Source organism: Streptomyces sp. MS06 (assembly GCF_047200655.1).
Taxonomy (GTDB): Bacteria; Actinomycetota; Actinomycetes; order Streptomycetales; family Streptomycetaceae; genus Streptomyces.
Window position 1 is genome coordinate 71333 of record NZ_JBJZOJ010000031.1, and the last position, 17033, is coordinate 88365.

Sequence of the window (17033 nt, forward strand, 5' to 3'; positions counted from 1 at the left end):
GGCGTCCGGGCTCGGGGTCCGGCCGCCGCCAGCAAACCGTGCAAGATTGGGGCCGGAACGGGCGGGAATTCAAACGGTTTTCCCGGCCGTCCGGGCCGATCGCCGTGACCCGTCCCGGAGTGGTTCCGTCCGCGTTCGACCGGGAGTCCCGCCGCTCCCGGTCCCCGCCGGCGCCGTCCCTTCCCCTCGACTCCCCTCGACTCCCCTCGATTTCCATCGACTTCCATCGACATCCCTCGACTGCGGGACACCGCTCCGCTGTCCCGCGGCGCCGGGCACCCGGTGTCGGGACCTCCGGCCGTGCGGTTTCCCGACGCCGCAGTGGCGGGCATGCCGGTCCCTCCGTGCCGCGCTTCCCCGAGGCGGTGTCATGATGGGCCGATGCGAGACGGCGGCGGAGGCGGGCGAGTTGTGGCGGCGGCAGTGGCCTTCGGGGTGATCGCGGCGGCGCTGACCGGGTGCGGCGGCCCGGCCGCAGGGCAGGGGGGCGAGGCCGCGGCGGCTTCGGGTCCGCCGGCCACGAGCCCGAGCGCCGATGCCGCGGACCCGACGCACGTCCCGGGCGTCGGCGACCGTCTCCGCAAGCGGATCCCCGACGACTCCGGCCAGGTGGTGGCCGTCTACGGCGACGGCCGCGACTCCGCGAACGCAACACTGGTGCTCTACACCAGGTCTGCCTCCGGCGGCGCCTGGAAGCGCGCCCGCAGCTGGCCCGCGCACAACGGAACCAAGGGCTGGACGCCGGACCACCACGAGGGCGACAAGCGCACTCCGGTCGGCGTGTACACCCTCACCGACGCGGGCGGAGTCCTGAAGGACCCGGGCAGCAAGCTGCCCTACACCCGCTCCGCCGCGTTCGCGGCCCCGCGTTCCTGGGGCAGGGCCTACTGGCACGACTTCGACTACGTCATCGCCATCGACTACAACCGGGTCAAGCACACCCCGCCGAACGACCCGACCCGCCCCCAGGGCCGGTCCAAGGGCGGCAGCATCTGGATCCACATGGACCACGGCCGGGGGACCTCGGCGTGCGTGAGCGTGTCGAAGTCGGCCATGGAGTACCTCCTCCGCACCCTGGATCCGGCCAGACACCCGGTGGTGGTGATGGGCGACCGGGCCGATCTGGCGGCCTGAGCCCCGGCGCGGAGGTCCCGGCGTCCGCCGGGTAAGGCGGGTGCGGAAGGGGGACCCGGTCCCGGGAGTCCCGGTCCCCGCGGGCCGCCACCGCCTGGCCGCGCCCTGCCACGGACTGCCCGCGCCCTGCCACGGACCGCCCGCGCCCTGCCACGGACTGCCCGCGCCGCCTCAGGCTGCCGTCGGGCCGCCGCGGTTCGCCGGACCGCGGCGCCGGAACGGGGATTCAGCAGGTGCCGGCCGGCGTGCCGTCGATCAGGGTGTCCAGCAGCCCGCCGAGGACGTCGCGCTGTTCCGGGCTCAGCGGTGCGAGGATCTCCTCCGCGGCCGACCTGCGGGCGGCCCGCAACTCGCGCAGAGCCGCGCGGCCCTCCTCGGTGAGCTCGATGCGGATCACCCGGCGGTTGGCGGGATCGGGTACCCGGCGTACCTTGCCGTTCGCCTCCAGCCCGTCGACCAGCGTCGTCACCGCCCGCGGGACCACTTCCAGCCGCTGGGCGAGATCGGCCATGCGGGGCGGCGCGCCGTACTGCGCGAGGGTGCGAAGCAGCCGGGACTGGGCGGGGGTGACGCCCAGGTCGCGCTGCAGCAGGTGGCGCTTCTGGATGCGGTGCACCCGGCGGGTGAAGCGCAGGAGCTGCTCGGCCAGCAGCCCGTCGGGATCCGGGGTGGTCATGCGGGAACGATATCAGGACACCGTTCATTGTGAGTATAGGTAACAATGAGCTATGGTCGGCAGCCCGGAGGTGTCGCGTACGCCCCGGCAGTCGTCGCCTCAGCACCCGTAGGAGCCCATGCATCCCGATCACGCACCCTCCTGGACCCCGCCTGCCGACGCCCAGGGGCAGCCCCGGCAGGTCCGCCGCATTCTGCGCCTCTTCCGCCCCTATCGAGGCCGCCTCGCGGTGGTCGGCCTGCTCGTCGGCGCCTCCTCGCTGGTCTCGGTGGCCACGCCGTTCCTGCTCAAGGAGATCCTGGACGTCGCCATCCCCGAGGGGCGCACCGGCCTGCTCGGGCTGCTCGCCCTCGGCATGATCCTCAGCGCCGTCCTGACCAGTGTGTTCGGCGTGCTGCAGACCCTGATCTCCACCACGGTCGGCCAGCGCGTCATGCACGACCTGCGCACCGCGGTCTACGGCCGCCTCCAGCGCATGTCCCTGGCCTTCTTCACCCGCACGCGCACCGGCGAGGTGCAGTCGCGGATCGCCAACGACATCGGAGGCATGCAGGCCACCGTCACCTCCACCGCCACCTCGCTGGTCTCCAACTTCACCAGCGTCGTCGCCACCGTGGTGGCCATGGTCGCCCTGGACTGGCGCCTCACCCTCGTCTCGCTCCTCCTGCTCCCGGTCTTCGTGTGGATCAGCCGCCGGGTCGGCAGAGAGCGCAAGAAGATCACCACGCAGCGCCAGAAGCAGATGGCGGCCATGGCGGCCACCGTCACCGAGTCGCTGTCGGTGAGCGGCATCCTCCTCGGCCGCACGATGGGCCGCTCCGATTCGCTCACCCGATCCTTCGCGCAGGAGTCCGAAGGTCTGGTCGACCTGGAGATCCGGTCCAGCATGGCCGGCCGCTGGCGCATGGCCGTCATCACGATCGTCATGGCCGCCATGCCGGCGGTGATCTACTGGACCGCCGGCATGGCCCTGAGGATGGGCGGCCCGGACGTCTCGATCGGCACGATCGTCGCCTTCGTCTCCCTCCAGCAGGGGCTGTTCCGTCCGACGGTCAGCCTGCTGTCGACCGGCGTGCAGATCCAGACCTCGCTGGCGCTCTTCCAGCGGATCTTCGAGTACCTCGACCTGCCGATCGACATCACCGAGCGGGAGCGGCCCGTCCATCTCGACCAGATCAAGGGCGAGGTCCGCTTCGAGGGTGTGTCCTTCCGCTACGACGGCAAGGGCGGGCCGGTGCTGGACGGTGTCGACCTCACCGTGCCGGCGGGCAGCAGCCTCGCCGTCGTCGGGCCCACCGGAGCCGGCAAGTCCACCCTCGGCTACCTGGTGCCGCGGCTGTACGACGTCACCGGCGGCCGCGTCACCCTGGACGGCTTCGACGTGCGCGACCTGGACTTCGACACCCTCGCCCGCGCGGTCGGCGTCGTCTCCCAGGAGACGTACCTCTTCCACGCCTCGGTCGCGGACAACCTCCGTTTCGCCAGACCGGACGCGACCGACGACGAACTCCGGCAGGCCGCCGAGGCCGCGCAGATCCACGACCACATCGCCGCTCTCCCCGACGGGTACGACACCGTCGTCGGCGAACGGGGCCACCGCTTCTCCGGGGGTGAGAAGCAGCGGCTGGCCATCGCCCGCACCATCCTGCGCGATCCGCCGGTGCTCATCCTGGACGAGGCGACCAGCGCCCTCGACACCCGGACCGAGGCGGCCGTGCAGCAGGCCATCGACGCGCTGTCCGCCGATCGGACCACGCTGACCATCGCCCATCGGCTGTCCACCATTCGGGGGGCCGACCAGATCGTCGTCCTCGATGCCGGGCGTACGGCCGAACGCGGCACGCACGAGGAGCTGTTGGGGCTCGGTGGACGGTACGCGGCACTCGTCGACAGGGACGCCCGACTGGAGCCGACAAAATGAAGATATGCCGGGTTTATTGCCATATGCGGGTTACCGTGCCCGCATGCAGACGAACACTCCGTCACGGAGCAGGATCCGACTGACGCGCCGGGGCCGCATCGCCCTCATCGCGACCGGAGCCGTCGTGGCCGGCACCGCCGTGGCGGTACCGCTGCTGACCACGGAAGGCGCCGAGGACACCAAGCCCACCTCCCTGGTGATCCCGGAGGGCTGGCGCGCCGGCCAGGTGTACCAGGCCGTCGACAAGGCGCTCGAACTGCCCGCGGGCACCACCCGGAAGTCCGTGGCCAAGGCGCACCTGAAACTGCCGAGCGACGCCGACGGCAACCCGGAGGGCTACCTGTTCCCGGCGACCTACCCGCTGAAGGGCGCCACCCCCGCCAAACTCCTGTCGGCGATGGTCGACACCGCCGACAAGAAGTTCAACGGCGCCCCGGTGGCGGCCGGCGCGCAGCGCAACGCGATGAACGTCTACCAGGCCGTCACCATCGCCAGCATCGTCCAGGCGGAAGCCGCCACCAAAGCGGACATGGGCAAGGTGGCCCGGGTCGTCTTCAACCGCCTGGAACGCGGCATGCCGCTGCAGATGGACTCCACCATCAACTACGCGCTGGGCCGTTCCTCCCTGGCCACGACCGACAAGGACACCCGCATCAAGAGCCCTTACAACTCCTACCAGCGCATGGGCCTGCCGCCCACCCCGATCGGCAACCCGGGTGCGGACGCCATGCGTGCCGCCATCAACCCGACTCCGGGCGACTGGCTGTACTTCGTCACCGTCAAGCCGGGTGACACGCGCTTCACCTCCGACTACGCCGAGCACCAGCGCAACGTCGCCGAGTTCAACCACAACCGGCACAGCGCCTCCGCGAAGGCCGGCTGAGGGGCAGCCCGGGCTCCCGGGGCGTCAGGCGGCGACCGGCTGCGCGGAGGCTCCCGCCGGCCCGCTCGCCCCGGACCGGCCGGCCAGCAGTCGTCCGATGTCCCGTACGGCCGTCCGGCCGGCGCGGTTGGCGCCGACGGTCGAGGCCGACGGCCCGTATCCCACCAGGTGGATGCGCGGATCGGCGGCCACCCGGCTGCCCTCCATGCGGATTCCGCCGCCGGGACCTCGCAGCCGCAGCGGCGCGAGGTGGTCGAAGGCGGGTCGGAACCCGGTCGCCCACAGGATGACGTCGGCTGCCACGCGCCGACCGTCCCGCCACTCGACGCCGTCCGGGGCGATCCGGTGGAACGGAGGCCGGCGGTCCAGCACCCCGTCCGCCAGGCCCTGCCGGATCCTCTCGTCGAGGGGCAGCCCGGTCACGGACACCACGCTCTGCGGCGGCAGTCCCCGGCGCACCCGCTCCTCCACCAGGGCGACCGCGGCCCGCCCCGCGTCCTCGTCGAACGGGCCTTCCCGGAAGACCGGCGGCCGCCGGGTGACCCAGGTGGTCGCGGCCGCGTACGGGGCGATCTCCAGCAGATGCTGGGTGCCCGAAGCACCCCCGCCCACCACGACCACCCGCTGCCCGGCGAAGGCCTCGGGGCCCGGATACCCCGCGGTGTGCACCTGCCGTCCGCGGAAGGACCCCTGTCCCGGGTAGCGCGGCCAGAACGGCCGGTCCCAGGTGCCGGTGGCGTTGATCAGCGCGCGCGCCGTCCAGACCCCGGCGGAGGTCTCCACCCGCAGCCGCCCGGCCGCACCCTCGCGTACGGCCCGCACGTCCACCGGGCGCCGCACCCGCAGGTCGAAGGCGTGCTCGTACCGGTCGAAATAGGCGCCGATCACTTCCGAGGACGGCCGCCCGGGATCCGCGTCCGCCAGTTCCATGCCCGGCAGCGAGTGCATGCCGTGCACCTTCCCGTAGGTCAGCGAAGGCCATCTGAACTGCCAGGCGCCGCCCGGGGCGGGGGAGTGGTCCAGCACCACGAAGTCGCGGTCGGGCAGGAGACCGCTGCGCCGCAGGTGATAGGCGCTGGACAGCCCGGCCTGCCCGGCACCCACCACGACCACCTCAATGTCGTTCACGGTTCTACCAACGGTGTGCGGTGCGTGGATCTTCCCGCCGCCGCAACGCGCCGAGGCGCCCGCGCCCGACGGGGACGCCGGCGCCGGGTCCGCGGTGCAGCGGCACCCGTGGGTCAGGATGGTGGCATGTCTGACGCGTTCACCACCCGGGTCCTCTCCCTCTCCTCCGGCTCCACGGAACGGGTCATCGACCTCACCCGTGACTGCGAGGCCTTCCTGCACGAGGCGGCGGCCGGCCGGGACGGCCTGCTCAACGTCTTCGTGCCGCACGCCACCGCGGGCATCGCCCTCATCGAGACCGGCGCCGGCAGCGACGACGACCTCCTGGCGTCCCTGCACAGCCTGCTGCCCGCCGACGACCGCTGGCAGCACCGCCACGGCAGTCCCGGACACGGCCGCGACCACGTCCTCCCGGCGATCGTCGCCCCGCACGCCACGCTCCCGGTGGTCGGCGGACGGCTGCAACTCGGCACCTGGCAGTCCGTCTGCCTGGTGGACACCAACGTCTCGAATCCCGACCGGCAGGTGCGTCTGAGCTTCCTCGGCTGACCAAGATCATTCAGCAGGGGCGTGGCCGCCGATTCTCCGTACGATGCGGGCTCGAACGGAGAGAAGAATGCGCGGTACGGACCTCAACACGATCGAACGACCCTACGACGGATGCGGCAAGTGCTTGCTCGGAGTGCGGCGGCTGTCACGCGTGAAGCTGGCGACGTCTTCGCCTGAGCGCCAGCGAGAGAACGTGCTCACGGCCGCCGCCGCCGTCGGGGCCCACATCATCGGCTGGGCGGACGACTGGGAGGTCTCCGGCGCCACGGATCCCGTGACCCGCCCGAGCCTTGGCCCCTGGCTCCGTGACGAGAGGGGCCCGTACGACGGACTGGTCGCGGCCGCGGTGGACCGGCTCGGACGCAACGTCGTCGACTGCCTGAACACCGGCTACAAGATGCGGGACGAGAAGAAGATGCTCGTCACGTACGGGCACGACGGAGCCTGGAACCGTCCTCGCCGATCTCCAGTTCAGTTGGTTCGCGCAGCATGGCGGCAGTCTTCCACAGCACTCGGAGCGAGGGTGGGGCACGGATCTGCGCCCCAGGATCAGGTCCAAGCCGCATCGGCCATACTTGGGAGTTGATGAACTCGCTGCCTCGAGAGTCGGCCACTGGTGGCTGGTCTCCACCAGATGGATCCTGGGCGTCCTCCGCTGCGAACCGCCGCAGCATGTTGGGAAACCGGAACCGGGACACCTCCCCGGAGCGTGCGCTGCGCTCCCTCGTCCATGCGGCGGGCCTCCGCTACCGGGTGGCTGCCAAGCCGCTCCCGAAGATGCGCCGTACAGCGGATCTCGTCTTCCGTCCGGCCCGCGTCGCAGTCTTTGTCGACGGCTGCTTCTGGCACGGATGCCCGGAGCACTTCGTGCCGCCGAAAACGAACCCCGACTACTGGCGAGAGAAGATCGGGAGGAACGTGAAGCGCGACAGGGATACGGATGCGCGCCTCGAGGAAGCTGGGTGGCTCGTCCTCCGGTTCTGGGAGCACGATGCGGCTGAGGAGAGTTGCGCGATCGTCTGCGCTGCGGTCCGATCGCGCCGAGGCGCGGCGGCACTCCGAGAGGAACAGGAGGAGTAGCGGCGCCGAGCCCGGGGCCTCTGCATGCGGATCCGGCAGGGCCCGGCGCGGGGCCCGTCTCCTTCGTCTACCGTATTGACCAGCGCAGTTGTGATCGCGCTGGCCCCGGGTCGAACGCGGCCTGGTGGGGAGCAGTAGGGGTGGGGGCGCCAACGCATGGCAGTCGAACGCACGAACCGCGACATCAAGTCGCTCATCGGCCAGATCGCCGACGGGGAGATCATGCTCCCCGAAATCCAGCGGGGCTATGTCTGGCGGGCCTCGCAGGTCGCAAAGCTCGTGGAGTCGCTGTACCTCGGATATCCGGCTGGGACGCTCCTGCTGTGGAAGACGGACGAGGGAGCCGAGACGCGCACAGCGGCCACAGGATCCAGTCAGGGGCTTCCCAGCGTCATGCCGCTGTATCTGCTCGACGGGCAGCAGCGACTCACCTCGCTGTACCGCGTCTTCAAGGACCATCCCGCAGCGCAGATCGTCTTCAACATCGAGACCGAGGCGTTTCAGAACCAGAGCAACGCCACGCTCAGGAGTCCGAAGTGGGTCAGGGTCTACGACGTCGTCGGTCCTGAGGCCGACTCGTTCACGCTGCAGATGCAGCTCCGCTCGGCGGGGCTGTCCATCGACAACGCGGAAATTGGGCGCCGCCTCAAGGCACTGGAATCGATCTCGCAGCGCGACTTCCACATGGAGGTCCTACACGGCTTCGGCTACGAGGAGGTCACCCAGATCTTTGTCCGCGTCAACAGCGGCGGCCGCCCCTTGAAGACGACGGACCTTGCGATGGCGACGCTCTCCGCCCGGTCGCCGGGATTCCTTGGAGAGCTGGAGAAGGAGTCGGCGCGGTGGGCTGACCACGGCTACCGGGCCGTCGACACCAACTTCCTCATCAAGGCGATCACGCTCAGCCTGTCCATCTCCGGCAAGCGAACCTCGTCCGTCTCCAGACTGACGACAGCGAGTCGGGAGTCCGTGGCGGAGGGCTGGGAGCGGGTGCGCCGCGGACTCGAGCGCGTCGTCCCGCTGCTCTCCGAGCAGCTGCTCGTCCCGACCTCGGCACTCCTTTCATCCGTCTCGGTCCTGCACCCGCTGATCGTCTTCTATGGCCGGCTGCCTGCCAGCGCCAAGGTAGACCCTGAGGTGGAGAAAGGGCTGCTCTACTGGTTCCTCGCTGCGTCCGGAAGCAACCGCTACGGCGGTGCGACGGACAGCGCCCTGACCCAGGATGTCAACGCCCTTGACTCCGACGAGCCTGTTCGAGCACTCCTCGCCAACCTGCGCCTGGACGAGAAGGGCTTCCGCGTGAGCGCCCGCGATCTGTCGGGGCGCAACATCCAGAGCCCGTACATCATGCTTTCCTACCTGGCAGCCGCCCATTCCGGCGCGGAGGACTGGTGGGCTGGCGGGCCCATCTCCGCCGTTGCCGAAGGGACCGACAAGCTGCAGTACAGCAGCCTGCACCCCGCTGGGCAGCTGCGGAACCACCCCAACAAGTACTCGTCGGCGGAGATCAACGAGCTGGCGAACATCGTCTTCGTCTCGCCGCAAACGGCCAAGAACATGATCGGGAACCGGTCTCCCGCCGAGTACATCGGGGAGGTGCAGGCCGACGACCTGGCTGCTCACGCTGTCCCGACGGCTGACCCCCGGGTCTTGGAATTTGACGGGTTCCGGGAGTTTCTCGTTGCTCGCCGTGCGCTCCTCGCAGGAAGGATCAACGCCCTCCTTGAGCGCTTTCGCCCCTCCTTTATCGATGCGGGGGACGCCAGCAGCGCGAGCTCCGAGGCGCCCCGCCGGTCGCTTGTCCTGACCGGGTATGGCGCGGGGAGCCGCACCATGCTGCTCGCCGAGGCACAGGCCGGGACACAGCACTGGGTCGGCCGGATCGACACCGCTGAACTGGACGCAGCGCTCGACGCTGCTGCAAGCGGACTCGACAGTGACGTCACCGTGGCCGGCGAGAGTGCCCCGCTGGCGGTCGACGAAGACGGCATCACGCTGCCGGTCGGCCCCTTCCGGCTCCGCGGTACTGCGGACCAGTGGCGGCTGGCCCTTAAGGAAGCCTTCTCGGATGCCCTGCCTGCAGCCGACTGCCCTGAGCAGGAGTTGCAGGCGTGGGTCGGCGAAGCTGAGGAGTTCCTGCTGACGGACCTCGGCGTCCAGCGGCCGTAAGCGCCCTCCGAAGAAGGCGGGAGCCCTAGCACAGCACTCCCGCCTTCAGCCGCTCACGCCGCCTCGAAGCATTGCTCCGGCCGTCCCTGCCCCGAGCAAAGGGGCCAGCCGCGGGATGCCTGGGACGACCGCGTCAGGAGGTACGTCGAGACGACACGCCTCCCACCGCCCGAAAGGGCCCCCGTCCTGCGGAACTTGGGCGCTGATCCACTCGGCAGAGACGGATGTGACCGCAGCGATCTTGTGGTCCTGCGTGAGGTGTACGGCCACGAGTTGCCATGCCGGGTCGCGGCGCATGGTCTCGTACTCATGGCGGGACAGATAGAAGGCCAGCCGTCCGCGTCGCACCGTGCTTTTCGCCTCGATATGCAGCGGGTGCCGCCTCGCGTGGACGGCGATGTCGTACCCGAAGCCGTCGGAGTATGCGGCGACGTGTTCGATGCGGACGTCAGTGGCCTCGGCTAGGAGCTTGATGAGGGCCAGCTCGCCGGCGCTGCCGATGAGGGCCCGCGCCTCCGTATCGACCTTGCCCCAGACCGCTCTGACCTGCTGGTACGCCTGGTTCTCAGAGATACCCAGGGCATCGGCGGCCCGCAGGGCGTCCTCGGGAAGCTCCTCCGGGCCGCGCACGAGGACGTCGGCGTCCTGGAGCCACGGCGCGTCACTGGAGGCCAGAGCGGCGCGGAAGAGGCGCTCGCTTGCTGCGGCGATGCTGTCCAGGTCCGCGAGCAGGCCGGTCTCGCCGAGCCATGTGTAGGCCGCTTCGTACTGAGTGGGGGTGAGGTCGCTGTAGTCGGCGTGGTTGGTGAACAGCGCGCGGCACCGTGCGGGGCTGGAGTCTGGGAGCCGTTCCAGCCACCGCAGGGCGGCGCGCAGGACGGGGCTAGGCGGGACGGCCACGGAGGTGGCCCATCAGCGCCTGGAGGTCCCTCTGGTCGAGGCCGCCGCCGACGGATGGCTCCTCGTCGAGGTCTGCGAGCTCCTGGACTGCGGGGTCGTCGAGGATGCGCCCCATGAAGAGCAGCTTGTCGCTCAGCCGCTGCTCGACGACCTCGTCGATGCTCCCTTCGGAGGCGAGCACGGTGATGCGGGTCTCCGCTTCGGGCGCGAGGCCGAGGCGGTGGATCCGGTCGAGGCTCTGCAGGAAGCGTCCGGCGGCGAAGTCGCGGTCGACGTAGACCGCGTCGTGGCAGTCGTGGTGCAGGCTGATGCCCTCGCCGAGCGTGGCCGGGTTGGACAGCAGCACCATGCAGTCTGGATCCTTCCGGAAGCGCTCGATCTCTGCTTCGCGGTCCTCCGTGCCTCCGTGGACCATGGCCGGCCGGAACTCCCTAAGGACCCGCTCCAGGGTGTTCAGGCTGCGGATGAACGTGGACCACACCAGGGTCTTGCGGCCCTGGGCCGCGTTCCTCGCGACGATGGCAAGGACCTCGCGGTACTTCGGGGACATCTCGTAGCTGGGGAGGTCCCGCATGAGGTCGAAGAGCGGGCTGCCCTCGGGCACGGCCAGAGGCGGGACCTGGTACGTCAGCGGTTCGTAGCGGGTTGTGCCGACAGCGAGCAGGGCCGGGCTGGTGGCCGCCATCAGCATATAGACGATGATCTTGCCGAGGGTCTGGAAGTCGCCCTCCGATCCGGCGGCCCGGGCGGAGAACCGGCCGATGAGGGCTTCGTACACCTCGTGGTGCAGCGGGGGCATCGGAAGCGTGCGGAGGGTCGTCGTCACCGGGGGCAACCCCAGTTCGTGCTTGGTCGTGCGGGTGAACAGCGGGCGCAGCACCTGGCTGGCCTTGGCGAGGTCGCCGCCGGCCACGGCCTGCGTCACCTTCTGGCGCCCGTACCCGGGCCATACGAAACCGAAGAGGTTCTCGATGTCCTTGACTCCGTTGGGAGCCGGGGTGCCTGTCAGGATCAGGCGGTGGCGTGCCCGCGGGCCCAGGGCGAGGCAGGCCGCCCCGTACGTTCCCTCCGCGCCGAGTTTCATCCGGTGCGCCTCGTCGAGGAGGAGCACGGAGGGCCGGACGGTCAGCCACTGGCCGAGCTCTTCGACGGACTGGCTGAGGCGCTCGTAGTTGACGATGAGCACGTCCGCTGCCGGGTCGGTGTCCCGGGACAGCACCTCCATGCGCAGCGGCTCGCTGAGGCACTGCTCATTCTCGTACTGCCACGACTCGTAGCAGGACTTCGGGCCGACGATCAGCAGGCGCTCGACGCCCTTGGTCGTGCGCAGCGCCTGGAAGACGGCGAGTCCGACGCGCGTCTTGCCGGCCCCGGGGACGGAGAAGTTGGCCCCGTGGCGCAGCGAGAGGAGCTTGGCGATGTCTCGACGCTGGAACGAAGTGAGGTCCGCGGTCCACCCGGGGCCGAGAAGCGCGTCGACCTCGTCCTCGTGTACTTCGTCTGCCCCTCCGGCCGCCGGGTCGAGGCGCTCGGACACCGTCTGGGCGTCGACTGCGGAGTCCGTCGCAAGCGCGGCCAGTTGCGGGTCCCACGAGACGCTCGACTGCGCGGACCATGCCGTAAGCGCCACGAGGTTCGTCAGGAGGTCGTCGATGTCGACGTCCATGCTCGCGGGGGAGCGCTGCACGCTGCTGCGGAAGCGGAGGGCGAGACGGCGCAGGTCTGCCTCATGCCCGGCGCCGGCCCGCAAGCGGGCCTTCGCCACGCTGTCACCGAAGCCGATCTCCAGGCTCGGAGCGGTTGCGGGCATTCCCATCAGCTCTCCCGGGTGGAGTTGAGCAGCCATTCGACGCCGTCCCCCGGCGAGCTGAACGTGCGGCCCGCTTGCTTGGCCAGGCGCGCGAGACTCGCACGGAGGGTGAGCAGTGCGTCGTCGAAGGAGTCCTCGTCGAGGGCACGCTTCGCCTTCGCCTCGGCGAACTCCGCTGCGCACTGGTTCACGTAGTCGGCGGCGTCCGTCAGGCGCTCGGGTACCGCGATCTTCCGCTTCTGCAGCTGGGCGTTCTGGCCTGCCATCTTCACTGCGACGTCGAACGTGCCGCGGGCCGACTTGATCTTCGCAGCGGCCTGCGTGACCTCCGCGGGCGTGAGCTTGGCGCCGGCGAGGGCCGCGGCCTTGGCCTTGAGCAGGTTGTCTGTGAGGGCCCGGGTCGCCTTCACCACCGCGGTGCCGTCCTGGACCGCGACGCCCGGAAGGCCGGGGATGGACACTGCGGCGGAATCCTGCGCGGCGGGGCGCAGGTCGGCCGGCAGCCGCTCGTCCAGGAAACGGGTGTGGAAGTCGGCTTCAGCGAGGCGGACCGAGGTCTTCGGGTAGTTCAGGACGACCATCGCGAGCCGGGACTCCTTCAGCTGCTCGGCTCCGTCCGGGTCCGTCTTCGCGAGCTTGGTGTAGTCGCGCTGCAGCTCGCGGAGCTTCTCTTGGTGGTCTTCGAAGTCGACCAGGCGCAGCCCGACGCCGGTGGCCGGGTCCTTGCTGCGGTCGATGGCGTCGTTGACGAGCTCGTAGACCCACCGGTCCTGGCGGAGTGTGGTGGTCTTGATGTTGAAGTCCCGTGCCACGTCCTCCGGGCGGCGTCCGTGGGCCAGTTCCTCTTCGATCGCGATCAGGCGGTTGATGTAGGAGTATTCGCGCCGCTTGTCCTTTCGGAGCTGGAGGGCGAGCTCGACGTTGTTGATGTCGCGCCGCGACGTGTCCGCAGGCAGGACCCCCACGCGGATGTCCTTGATCCCGATCTTGCGGAGGGCCGCGCAGCGGGTATTCCCGTCGACGAGGATTCCGTCGGGGCTGATGATGCCGGGCTCCTTCTGCCCGAAGTCGTCCAGCTCGTCTTGCAGCGCAGTGAAGTCGGGGTCCGTCTGCGTCGGATTCGCAGGGCTCCGACTGAGGAGGAGAGCGAGGTAGTCCTGCGCATCCTCGCTCCAGGGTTCCTCTTCGAGTACCTGGTTCTGCTCGGGGTCCAGCGTGCGCTGCGCGCGGATGCGGTGGGTGTCCGGGTTGAGGTAGAGGAGGTCCACCGGCATGGAGATTACGCTCAGGTGCTTCTGCTCACCGCGCCACTCCACCGTGACCTTGGCGCCGTTCTCAGCCATGGCCTGCCTCAGCCGCTCCTCGACCATGGACCGGATCCGCTCGCCCTCGGGCGGAACACCGAACTTCACAGCCATAGCCAGGCCTCTCCTAGGTGGGTAAGCAGCCGTACGCGCTTGTCAGGAATAATGGCAGGAGTCACTGACAACGGGACAGGTGATCATCCAGACTTGCACGTCTGACGACCCGAGGAACGGAGCAGACGTGACCCTCCCCGCCTGGAACGACCCGGCGCTCAAGGGCGGAACCATGATCAGGGGCGCGCTGTGGCTCGTCCAGGAGATCGGTGAGGGTAATACCTTCACCAAGGAGCAGCTGCGCGATGCATTCCCCGGCGTCTCGCAGGCAGACCGCCGCCTGCGAGACCTCCGGCCCTACGGGTGGGTCATCCACACGAACACTGAGGACGCCTCGCTCATGGCCGAGGACCAGCGTTTCGTGGAAGCCGGGGTTCCGGTGTGGGATCCAGCGGCCCGCAGGGCAGCCGCACCCCAGAAGGCGATCACGGCCAAGCAGATCCAGGCCGTTCTGTCTCGCGACGACTACATGTGCACGGTTTGCGGTATCGGCGGTGCAGAACCTTACCTGGATGACTCGAACCAGACGGCAGTGCTTTCGGTCACCCGGCGTACCTCTGTTCTCCTCGACGGCCGCGAGGAGGAGCTCCTCGTCACGGAATGCAAGCGATGCCGTGCTGGTGGCGGCGGCCAGGTGGTACGCGCCGATGAGGCCCTCGCCGAGATCAAGAACCTGGACCCAGCAGATCAGCGGCGGCTGGCCCGGTGGGCCGAGCGGGGCCGCCGCGGCTCGACAGCGCTTGAGCGGGCGTGGAATGCCTACCGCCGTCTTCCTAGCGAAGCGCAGGAGGAAGTCCGCAATGCACTGGACGCCTGACCAGTACTGAAGGCCCATCGCGTTTAATGATCATCCTGCGAGCTGTCGCTGCTGCCACGTACACTTCCAGCCTTGTCCGATTCGCAGAGGCCGAGAAGCACTCCTGGGCCACCACCTGCGACTATGGTGCTGGCGCGGAGCCTGTGCTACCGGATGCCCGTGTGTTCATGACGGTGGTTGCAGCAGCGCCGCCTGTTCTGCGCTGGAGAGCCTGGCGTGCCTGGAGGGAGATCGAAATGTCGGCTGCCAAGGCTGAGAAGCCGCTTGAGGTCGTCGAGATCTGCGCGGGCGCGGGCGGGCAGACCCTCGGGCTGGAGCGGGCAGGTTTCCGCCACCGCCTCGCCATCGAGCTCGACGACAAGGCTGCCGAGACGCTGCGCCGCAATCTTGTGGAGTTCCTCGGATACAGCGAAGACGAGGCGCGCGACTCCGTAAAGGTCGGCGACGTCGCGGACCCTGCTGTCTGGAACCCGGTCATCGATGCGGAGGACCTGGACCTTCTCGCCGGCGGAGTGCCCTGCCCCCCCTTCAGCATCGCAGGCAAGCAACTGGGCTCAAGCGATGAGCGCGATCTTTTCGCCTGGGCCATCGAGCTCTGCGGCAAGGTGCGGCCGAAGGCATTGCTGCTGGAGAACGTGCGCGGACTCAGCGCCAACCGCTTCGCGGGCTATCGCCAGCACGTCCTCGACCGGCTCAAGGAGTACGGGTACATCGCGGACTGGAAGCTCCTCCAGGCGGACCATTTCGGCGTCTCCCAGCTGCGCCCCCGCTTCGTCCTGGTGGCGTTGCAGGAGGAGTACGCACCTTACTTCCATTGGCCTGAGCCCAACCCTGAGAAGGCCATGTCCGTCGGGGAGCTCCTTGAGGACCTCATGGCGGAGAACGGCTGGACGGGCGCTAAGGAGTGGGCCCAACGAGCTACCGGCATTGCGCCCACTATCGTCGGAGGGTCGAAGAAGCACGGCGGAGCCGACTTGGGCCCCACGCGTGCCAAGCGCGCGTGGGCTGAGAAGGGCGTCGACGCGATGGGCGTGGCCAACGAGGCGCCCACTGCAGCCGGGCCCCCTATCATCGAGGGCCTCCCGCGCCCGAAGCTCACCACGGCCATGGTCGCCCGCATCCAGGGCTGGCAGGACGCGGATAGCGAGGTCTCCGATAGGGAGGACGACTTCCGCTGGAGGTTCCACGGACGGAAGACCAGCGTGTACCGCCAGATCGGCAACGCGTTCCCGCCTCCCGTCGCTATGGCACTCGGCAAATCGATCTACAACGCCCTGAAGATGGAGGGCGAGCCCCACGATCTCGTGGAAACTGCAGATGTCGTCACCGACCCCGTATACAAGCTGCTGCGCAGCAGTACGCGGGCGCTGTCAGTGGACCAAATCATCACGAAGCTCTCGGCCGCGGGCACTGCCATGGACCTCCCGATGGTGGAGCGGCACCTCAACCACCTCAAGCACGACTTCGAGATGACGACTGTGACGCGTTCCAACGGGGCCGACGCCTACACCATCGGCGAGTTCAAGGCGTTTGTGGGTCAGGACGACCATCAGCGCCATGAGCTCTTCAGCCAGCACCGTTCAAAGATCAGCTGACCGCGCAGGGCAGGAGGCCTGCGCGGTCAGCTGATCACGCGTCGAGAGCAGCGATCATCTTTTCCTGCTCTGCCTCGAGCACTGAGGGCTTCTTGATCGCCTTGATAACGAGAGCCTTTGTCTGGTCAGGGTCGAGATCGAGTGACGTTAGCAAGTAGCAGCCAACGCCGTCACGCTTCACTGAGTCGATGCGCAGCCCGAGTTCACGGAGTTCGCGTATCCGCCGCTCAGTGTGGAGGGTCTGATGCAGAGTTGGGTGACAGGTTGACCTGCCCCACCGTTCGTGCGGCAGGCCCCGTTGTGGGCCGAGCAGGGAGGAATAGCAGTAGGCGGACTTCATTCGGTTGACCTGGACTTGATCCGCTGACTGGCATCCGCGGCCAGTGATCCAGCCCGAGGGGCGGGAGCCCAGAGGGGACTGTCAGTGGTTCCTTCTAGTGTCCTGAGTCGTTAATTCGTGTGCAGTATGCGGCGAGCGTTTCGAGGATGTCGTCGGCGGTCTTCGTCCAGATGAACGGCTTGGGGTTCTTGTTCCACTCGTTGATCCAGCCGCGGATGTCTCGTTCGAGTTCGATGACGCTGCGGTGGGCCGAGCGGCGGAGTTTGCGGCAGGTCAGCTCGGCGAACCAGCGTTCGACGAGGTTGAGCCAGGACGCTGAGGTGGGGGTGAAGTGCAGGTGGAAGCGGGGGTGCCGCAGCAGCCACTTCTTGACCGGCTCGGTCTTGTGGGTGGCGTAGTTGTCCAGGACCAGATGGAGTTCGAGGTCCTTGGGGACGGCGGCGTCGATGACCTTCAGGAAGCGGAGGAACTCCTGGTGGCGGTGGCGACGGTAGTGCTGGGCTATGACCGAGCCGGAGGCGATATCGAGCGCGGCGAACAGGCTGGTCGTGCCGTGCCGGACGTAGTCGTGAGTCATCTTCGCCGGCACGGTCGGCGCCATCGGCAGCACGGG

16 protein-coding genes are annotated in these 17033 nt (G+C 69.0%); 9 read left to right on the forward strand and 7 right to left on the reverse strand.

The features are described from left to right. The first annotated feature begins 381 nt into the window (after nt 1-381). Nucleotides 382-1134 (forward strand): L,D-transpeptidase family protein, encoded by a 753-nt coding sequence (locus ACL02U_RS18505; RefSeq protein WP_412791964.1) that lies wholly within the window; start codon nt 382-384, stop codon nt 1132-1134. A 226-nt stretch (nt 1135-1360) separates the two neighbouring features. On the opposite strand, the gene ACL02U_RS18510 is transcribed toward ACL02U_RS18505, so the two are convergent. After that, nucleotides 1361-1810, reverse strand: coding sequence for a MarR family winged helix-turn-helix transcriptional regulator (locus ACL02U_RS18510; protein WP_412791965.1), 450 nt, complete (start codon nt 1808-1810; stop codon nt 1361-1363). A 118-nt stretch (nt 1811-1928) separates the two neighbouring features. Between ACL02U_RS18510 and ACL02U_RS18515 the strand changes: the two genes are divergently transcribed. After that, nucleotides 1929-3731, forward strand: coding sequence for an ABC transporter ATP-binding protein (locus ACL02U_RS18515; protein WP_412791966.1), 1803 nt, complete (start codon nt 1929-1931; stop codon nt 3729-3731). A 43-nt stretch (nt 3732-3774) separates the two neighbouring features. After that, nucleotides 3775-4614: an endolytic transglycosylase MltG gene (gene mltG, locus ACL02U_RS18520; RefSeq protein WP_412791967.1), complete on the forward strand. Its 840-nt coding sequence runs from the start codon at nt 3775-3777 to the stop codon at nt 4612-4614. A 24-nt stretch (nt 4615-4638) separates the two neighbouring features. Here mltG and ACL02U_RS18525 read toward each other — a convergent pair whose 3' ends face one another. After that, nucleotides 4639-5742, reverse strand: coding sequence for an NAD(P)-binding domain-containing protein (locus ACL02U_RS18525; RefSeq protein WP_412791968.1), 1104 nt, complete (start codon nt 5740-5742; stop codon nt 4639-4641). Between the two features lie 126 nt (nt 5743-5868). Here ACL02U_RS18525 and ACL02U_RS18530 point away from each other — a divergent pair, with 126 nt between their 5' ends. From ACL02U_RS18530 to ACL02U_RS18545, 4 genes are all read left to right on the forward strand, one after another. Then, on the forward strand, nt 5869-6291 hold the full coding sequence (locus ACL02U_RS18530; protein WP_412791969.1) for a secondary thiamine-phosphate synthase enzyme YjbQ: 423 nt from the start codon (nt 5869-5871) through the stop codon (nt 6289-6291). Nucleotides 6292-6358: 67 nt separating this feature from the next. Next, a complete protein-coding gene (locus ACL02U_RS18535) occupies nt 6359-6877 on the forward strand; it encodes a recombinase family protein (RefSeq protein ID WP_412791970.1) in 519 nt (172 codons plus the stop codon). Further along, nucleotides 6877-7371, forward strand: coding sequence for a very short patch repair endonuclease (locus ACL02U_RS18540; RefSeq protein ID WP_412791978.1), 495 nt, complete (start codon nt 6877-6879; stop codon nt 7369-7371). The genes ACL02U_RS18535 and ACL02U_RS18540 overlap by 1 nt, the downstream gene beginning before the upstream one ends. 156 nt (nt 7372-7527) lie before the next feature. Next, nucleotides 7528-9540, forward strand: coding sequence for a DUF262 domain-containing protein (locus ACL02U_RS18545; RefSeq protein WP_412791971.1), 2013 nt, complete (start codon nt 7528-7530; stop codon nt 9538-9540). A 45-nt stretch (nt 9541-9585) separates the two neighbouring features. Here the strand turns inward: ACL02U_RS18545 and ACL02U_RS18550 are convergent, their stop codons facing one another. Genes ACL02U_RS18550 through ACL02U_RS18560 form a run of 3 tightly spaced genes read right to left on the reverse strand, consistent with a single transcriptional unit; the run spans nt 9586 to nt 13668 of the window. Next, nucleotides 9586-10440: a protein NO VEIN domain-containing protein gene (locus ACL02U_RS18550; protein WP_412791972.1), complete on the reverse strand. Its 855-nt coding sequence runs from the start codon at nt 10438-10440 to the stop codon at nt 9586-9588. Further along, a complete protein-coding gene (locus ACL02U_RS18555; RefSeq protein WP_412791973.1) occupies nt 10424-12286 on the reverse strand; it encodes a DEAD/DEAH box helicase in 1863 nt (620 codons plus the stop codon). The genes ACL02U_RS18550 and ACL02U_RS18555 overlap by 17 nt, the downstream gene beginning before the upstream one ends. Then, the gene (locus ACL02U_RS18560; protein WP_366382066.1) at nt 12256-13668 is read right to left on the reverse strand and encodes a ParB/RepB/Spo0J family partition protein; all 1413 of its coding nucleotides are present in this window, start codon (nt 13666-13668) and stop codon (nt 12256-12258) included. Before ACL02U_RS18560 ends, ACL02U_RS18555 begins: the two co-directional genes overlap by 31 nt. Nucleotides 13669-13795: 127 nt before the next feature. On the opposite strand from ACL02U_RS18560, the gene ACL02U_RS18565 reads away from it, so the two are divergent. Together ACL02U_RS18565 and ACL02U_RS18570 are read left to right on the forward strand one after the other, a co-directional pair. Then, nucleotides 13796-14485, forward strand: a complete 690-nt coding sequence (locus ACL02U_RS18565) for a hypothetical protein (protein WP_412791974.1) — start codon at nt 13796-13798, stop codon at nt 14483-14485. A gap of 236 nt (nt 14486-14721) precedes the next feature. Next, the gene (locus ACL02U_RS18570; protein ID WP_412791975.1) at nt 14722-16080 is read left to right on the forward strand and encodes a DNA cytosine methyltransferase; all 1359 of its coding nucleotides are present in this window, start codon (nt 14722-14724) and stop codon (nt 16078-16080) included. 34 nt (nt 16081-16114) lie between these two features. Here the strand turns inward: ACL02U_RS18570 and ACL02U_RS18575 are convergent, their stop codons facing one another. Next, on the reverse strand, nt 16115-16420 hold the full coding sequence (locus tag ACL02U_RS18575; RefSeq protein WP_412791976.1) for a hypothetical protein: 306 nt from the start codon (nt 16418-16420) through the stop codon (nt 16115-16117). 94 nt (nt 16421-16514) lie between these two features. Then, nucleotides 16515-17033: IS630 family transposase (locus tag ACL02U_RS18580; RefSeq protein ID WP_412791977.1), on the reverse strand; the 519-nt coding region annotated here is incomplete at its 5' end.

What these genes read in the sequence shown, in the direction of transcription:
- ACL02U_RS18540 (WP_412791978.1), top strand. Translation starts at nt 6,877, where the DNA reads ATGAACTCGCTGCCTCGAGAGTCGGCCACTGGTGGCTGGTCTCCACCA.
- ACL02U_RS18570 (WP_412791975.1), top strand. Translation starts at nt 14,722, where the DNA reads ATGTCGGCTGCCAAGGCTGAGAAGCCGCTTGAGGTCGTCGAGATCTGC.
- ACL02U_RS18575 (WP_412791976.1), bottom strand. Translation starts at nt 16,420, where the DNA reads ATGAAGTCCGCCTACTGCTATTCCTCCCTGCTCGGCCCACAACGGGGC.
- ACL02U_RS18555 (WP_412791973.1), bottom strand. Translation starts at nt 12,286, where the DNA reads ATGGCTGCTCAACTCCACCCGGGAGAGCTGATGGGAATGCCCGCAACC.
- ACL02U_RS18560 (WP_366382066.1), bottom strand. Translation starts at nt 13,668, where the DNA reads ATGGCTGTGAAGTTCGGTGTTCCGCCCGAGGGCGAGCGGATCCGGTCC.
- ACL02U_RS18545 (WP_412791971.1), top strand. Translation starts at nt 7,528, where the DNA reads ATGGCAGTCGAACGCACGAACCGCGACATCAAGTCGCTCATCGGCCAG.
- mltG (WP_412791967.1), top strand. Translation starts at nt 3,775, where the DNA reads ATGCAGACGAACACTCCGTCACGGAGCAGGATCCGACTGACGCGCCGG.
- ACL02U_RS18530 (WP_412791969.1), top strand. Translation starts at nt 5,869, where the DNA reads ATGTCTGACGCGTTCACCACCCGGGTCCTCTCCCTCTCCTCCGGCTCC.
- ACL02U_RS18515 (WP_412791966.1), top strand. Translation starts at nt 1,929, where the DNA reads ATGCATCCCGATCACGCACCCTCCTGGACCCCGCCTGCCGACGCCCAG.
- ACL02U_RS18505 (WP_412791964.1), top strand. Translation starts at nt 382, where the DNA reads ATGCGAGACGGCGGCGGAGGCGGGCGAGTTGTGGCGGCGGCAGTGGCC.
- ACL02U_RS18510 (WP_412791965.1), bottom strand. Translation starts at nt 1,810, where the DNA reads ATGACCACCCCGGATCCCGACGGGCTGCTGGCCGAGCAGCTCCTGCGC.
- ACL02U_RS18535 (WP_412791970.1), top strand. Translation starts at nt 6,359, where the DNA reads ATGCGCGGTACGGACCTCAACACGATCGAACGACCCTACGACGGATGC.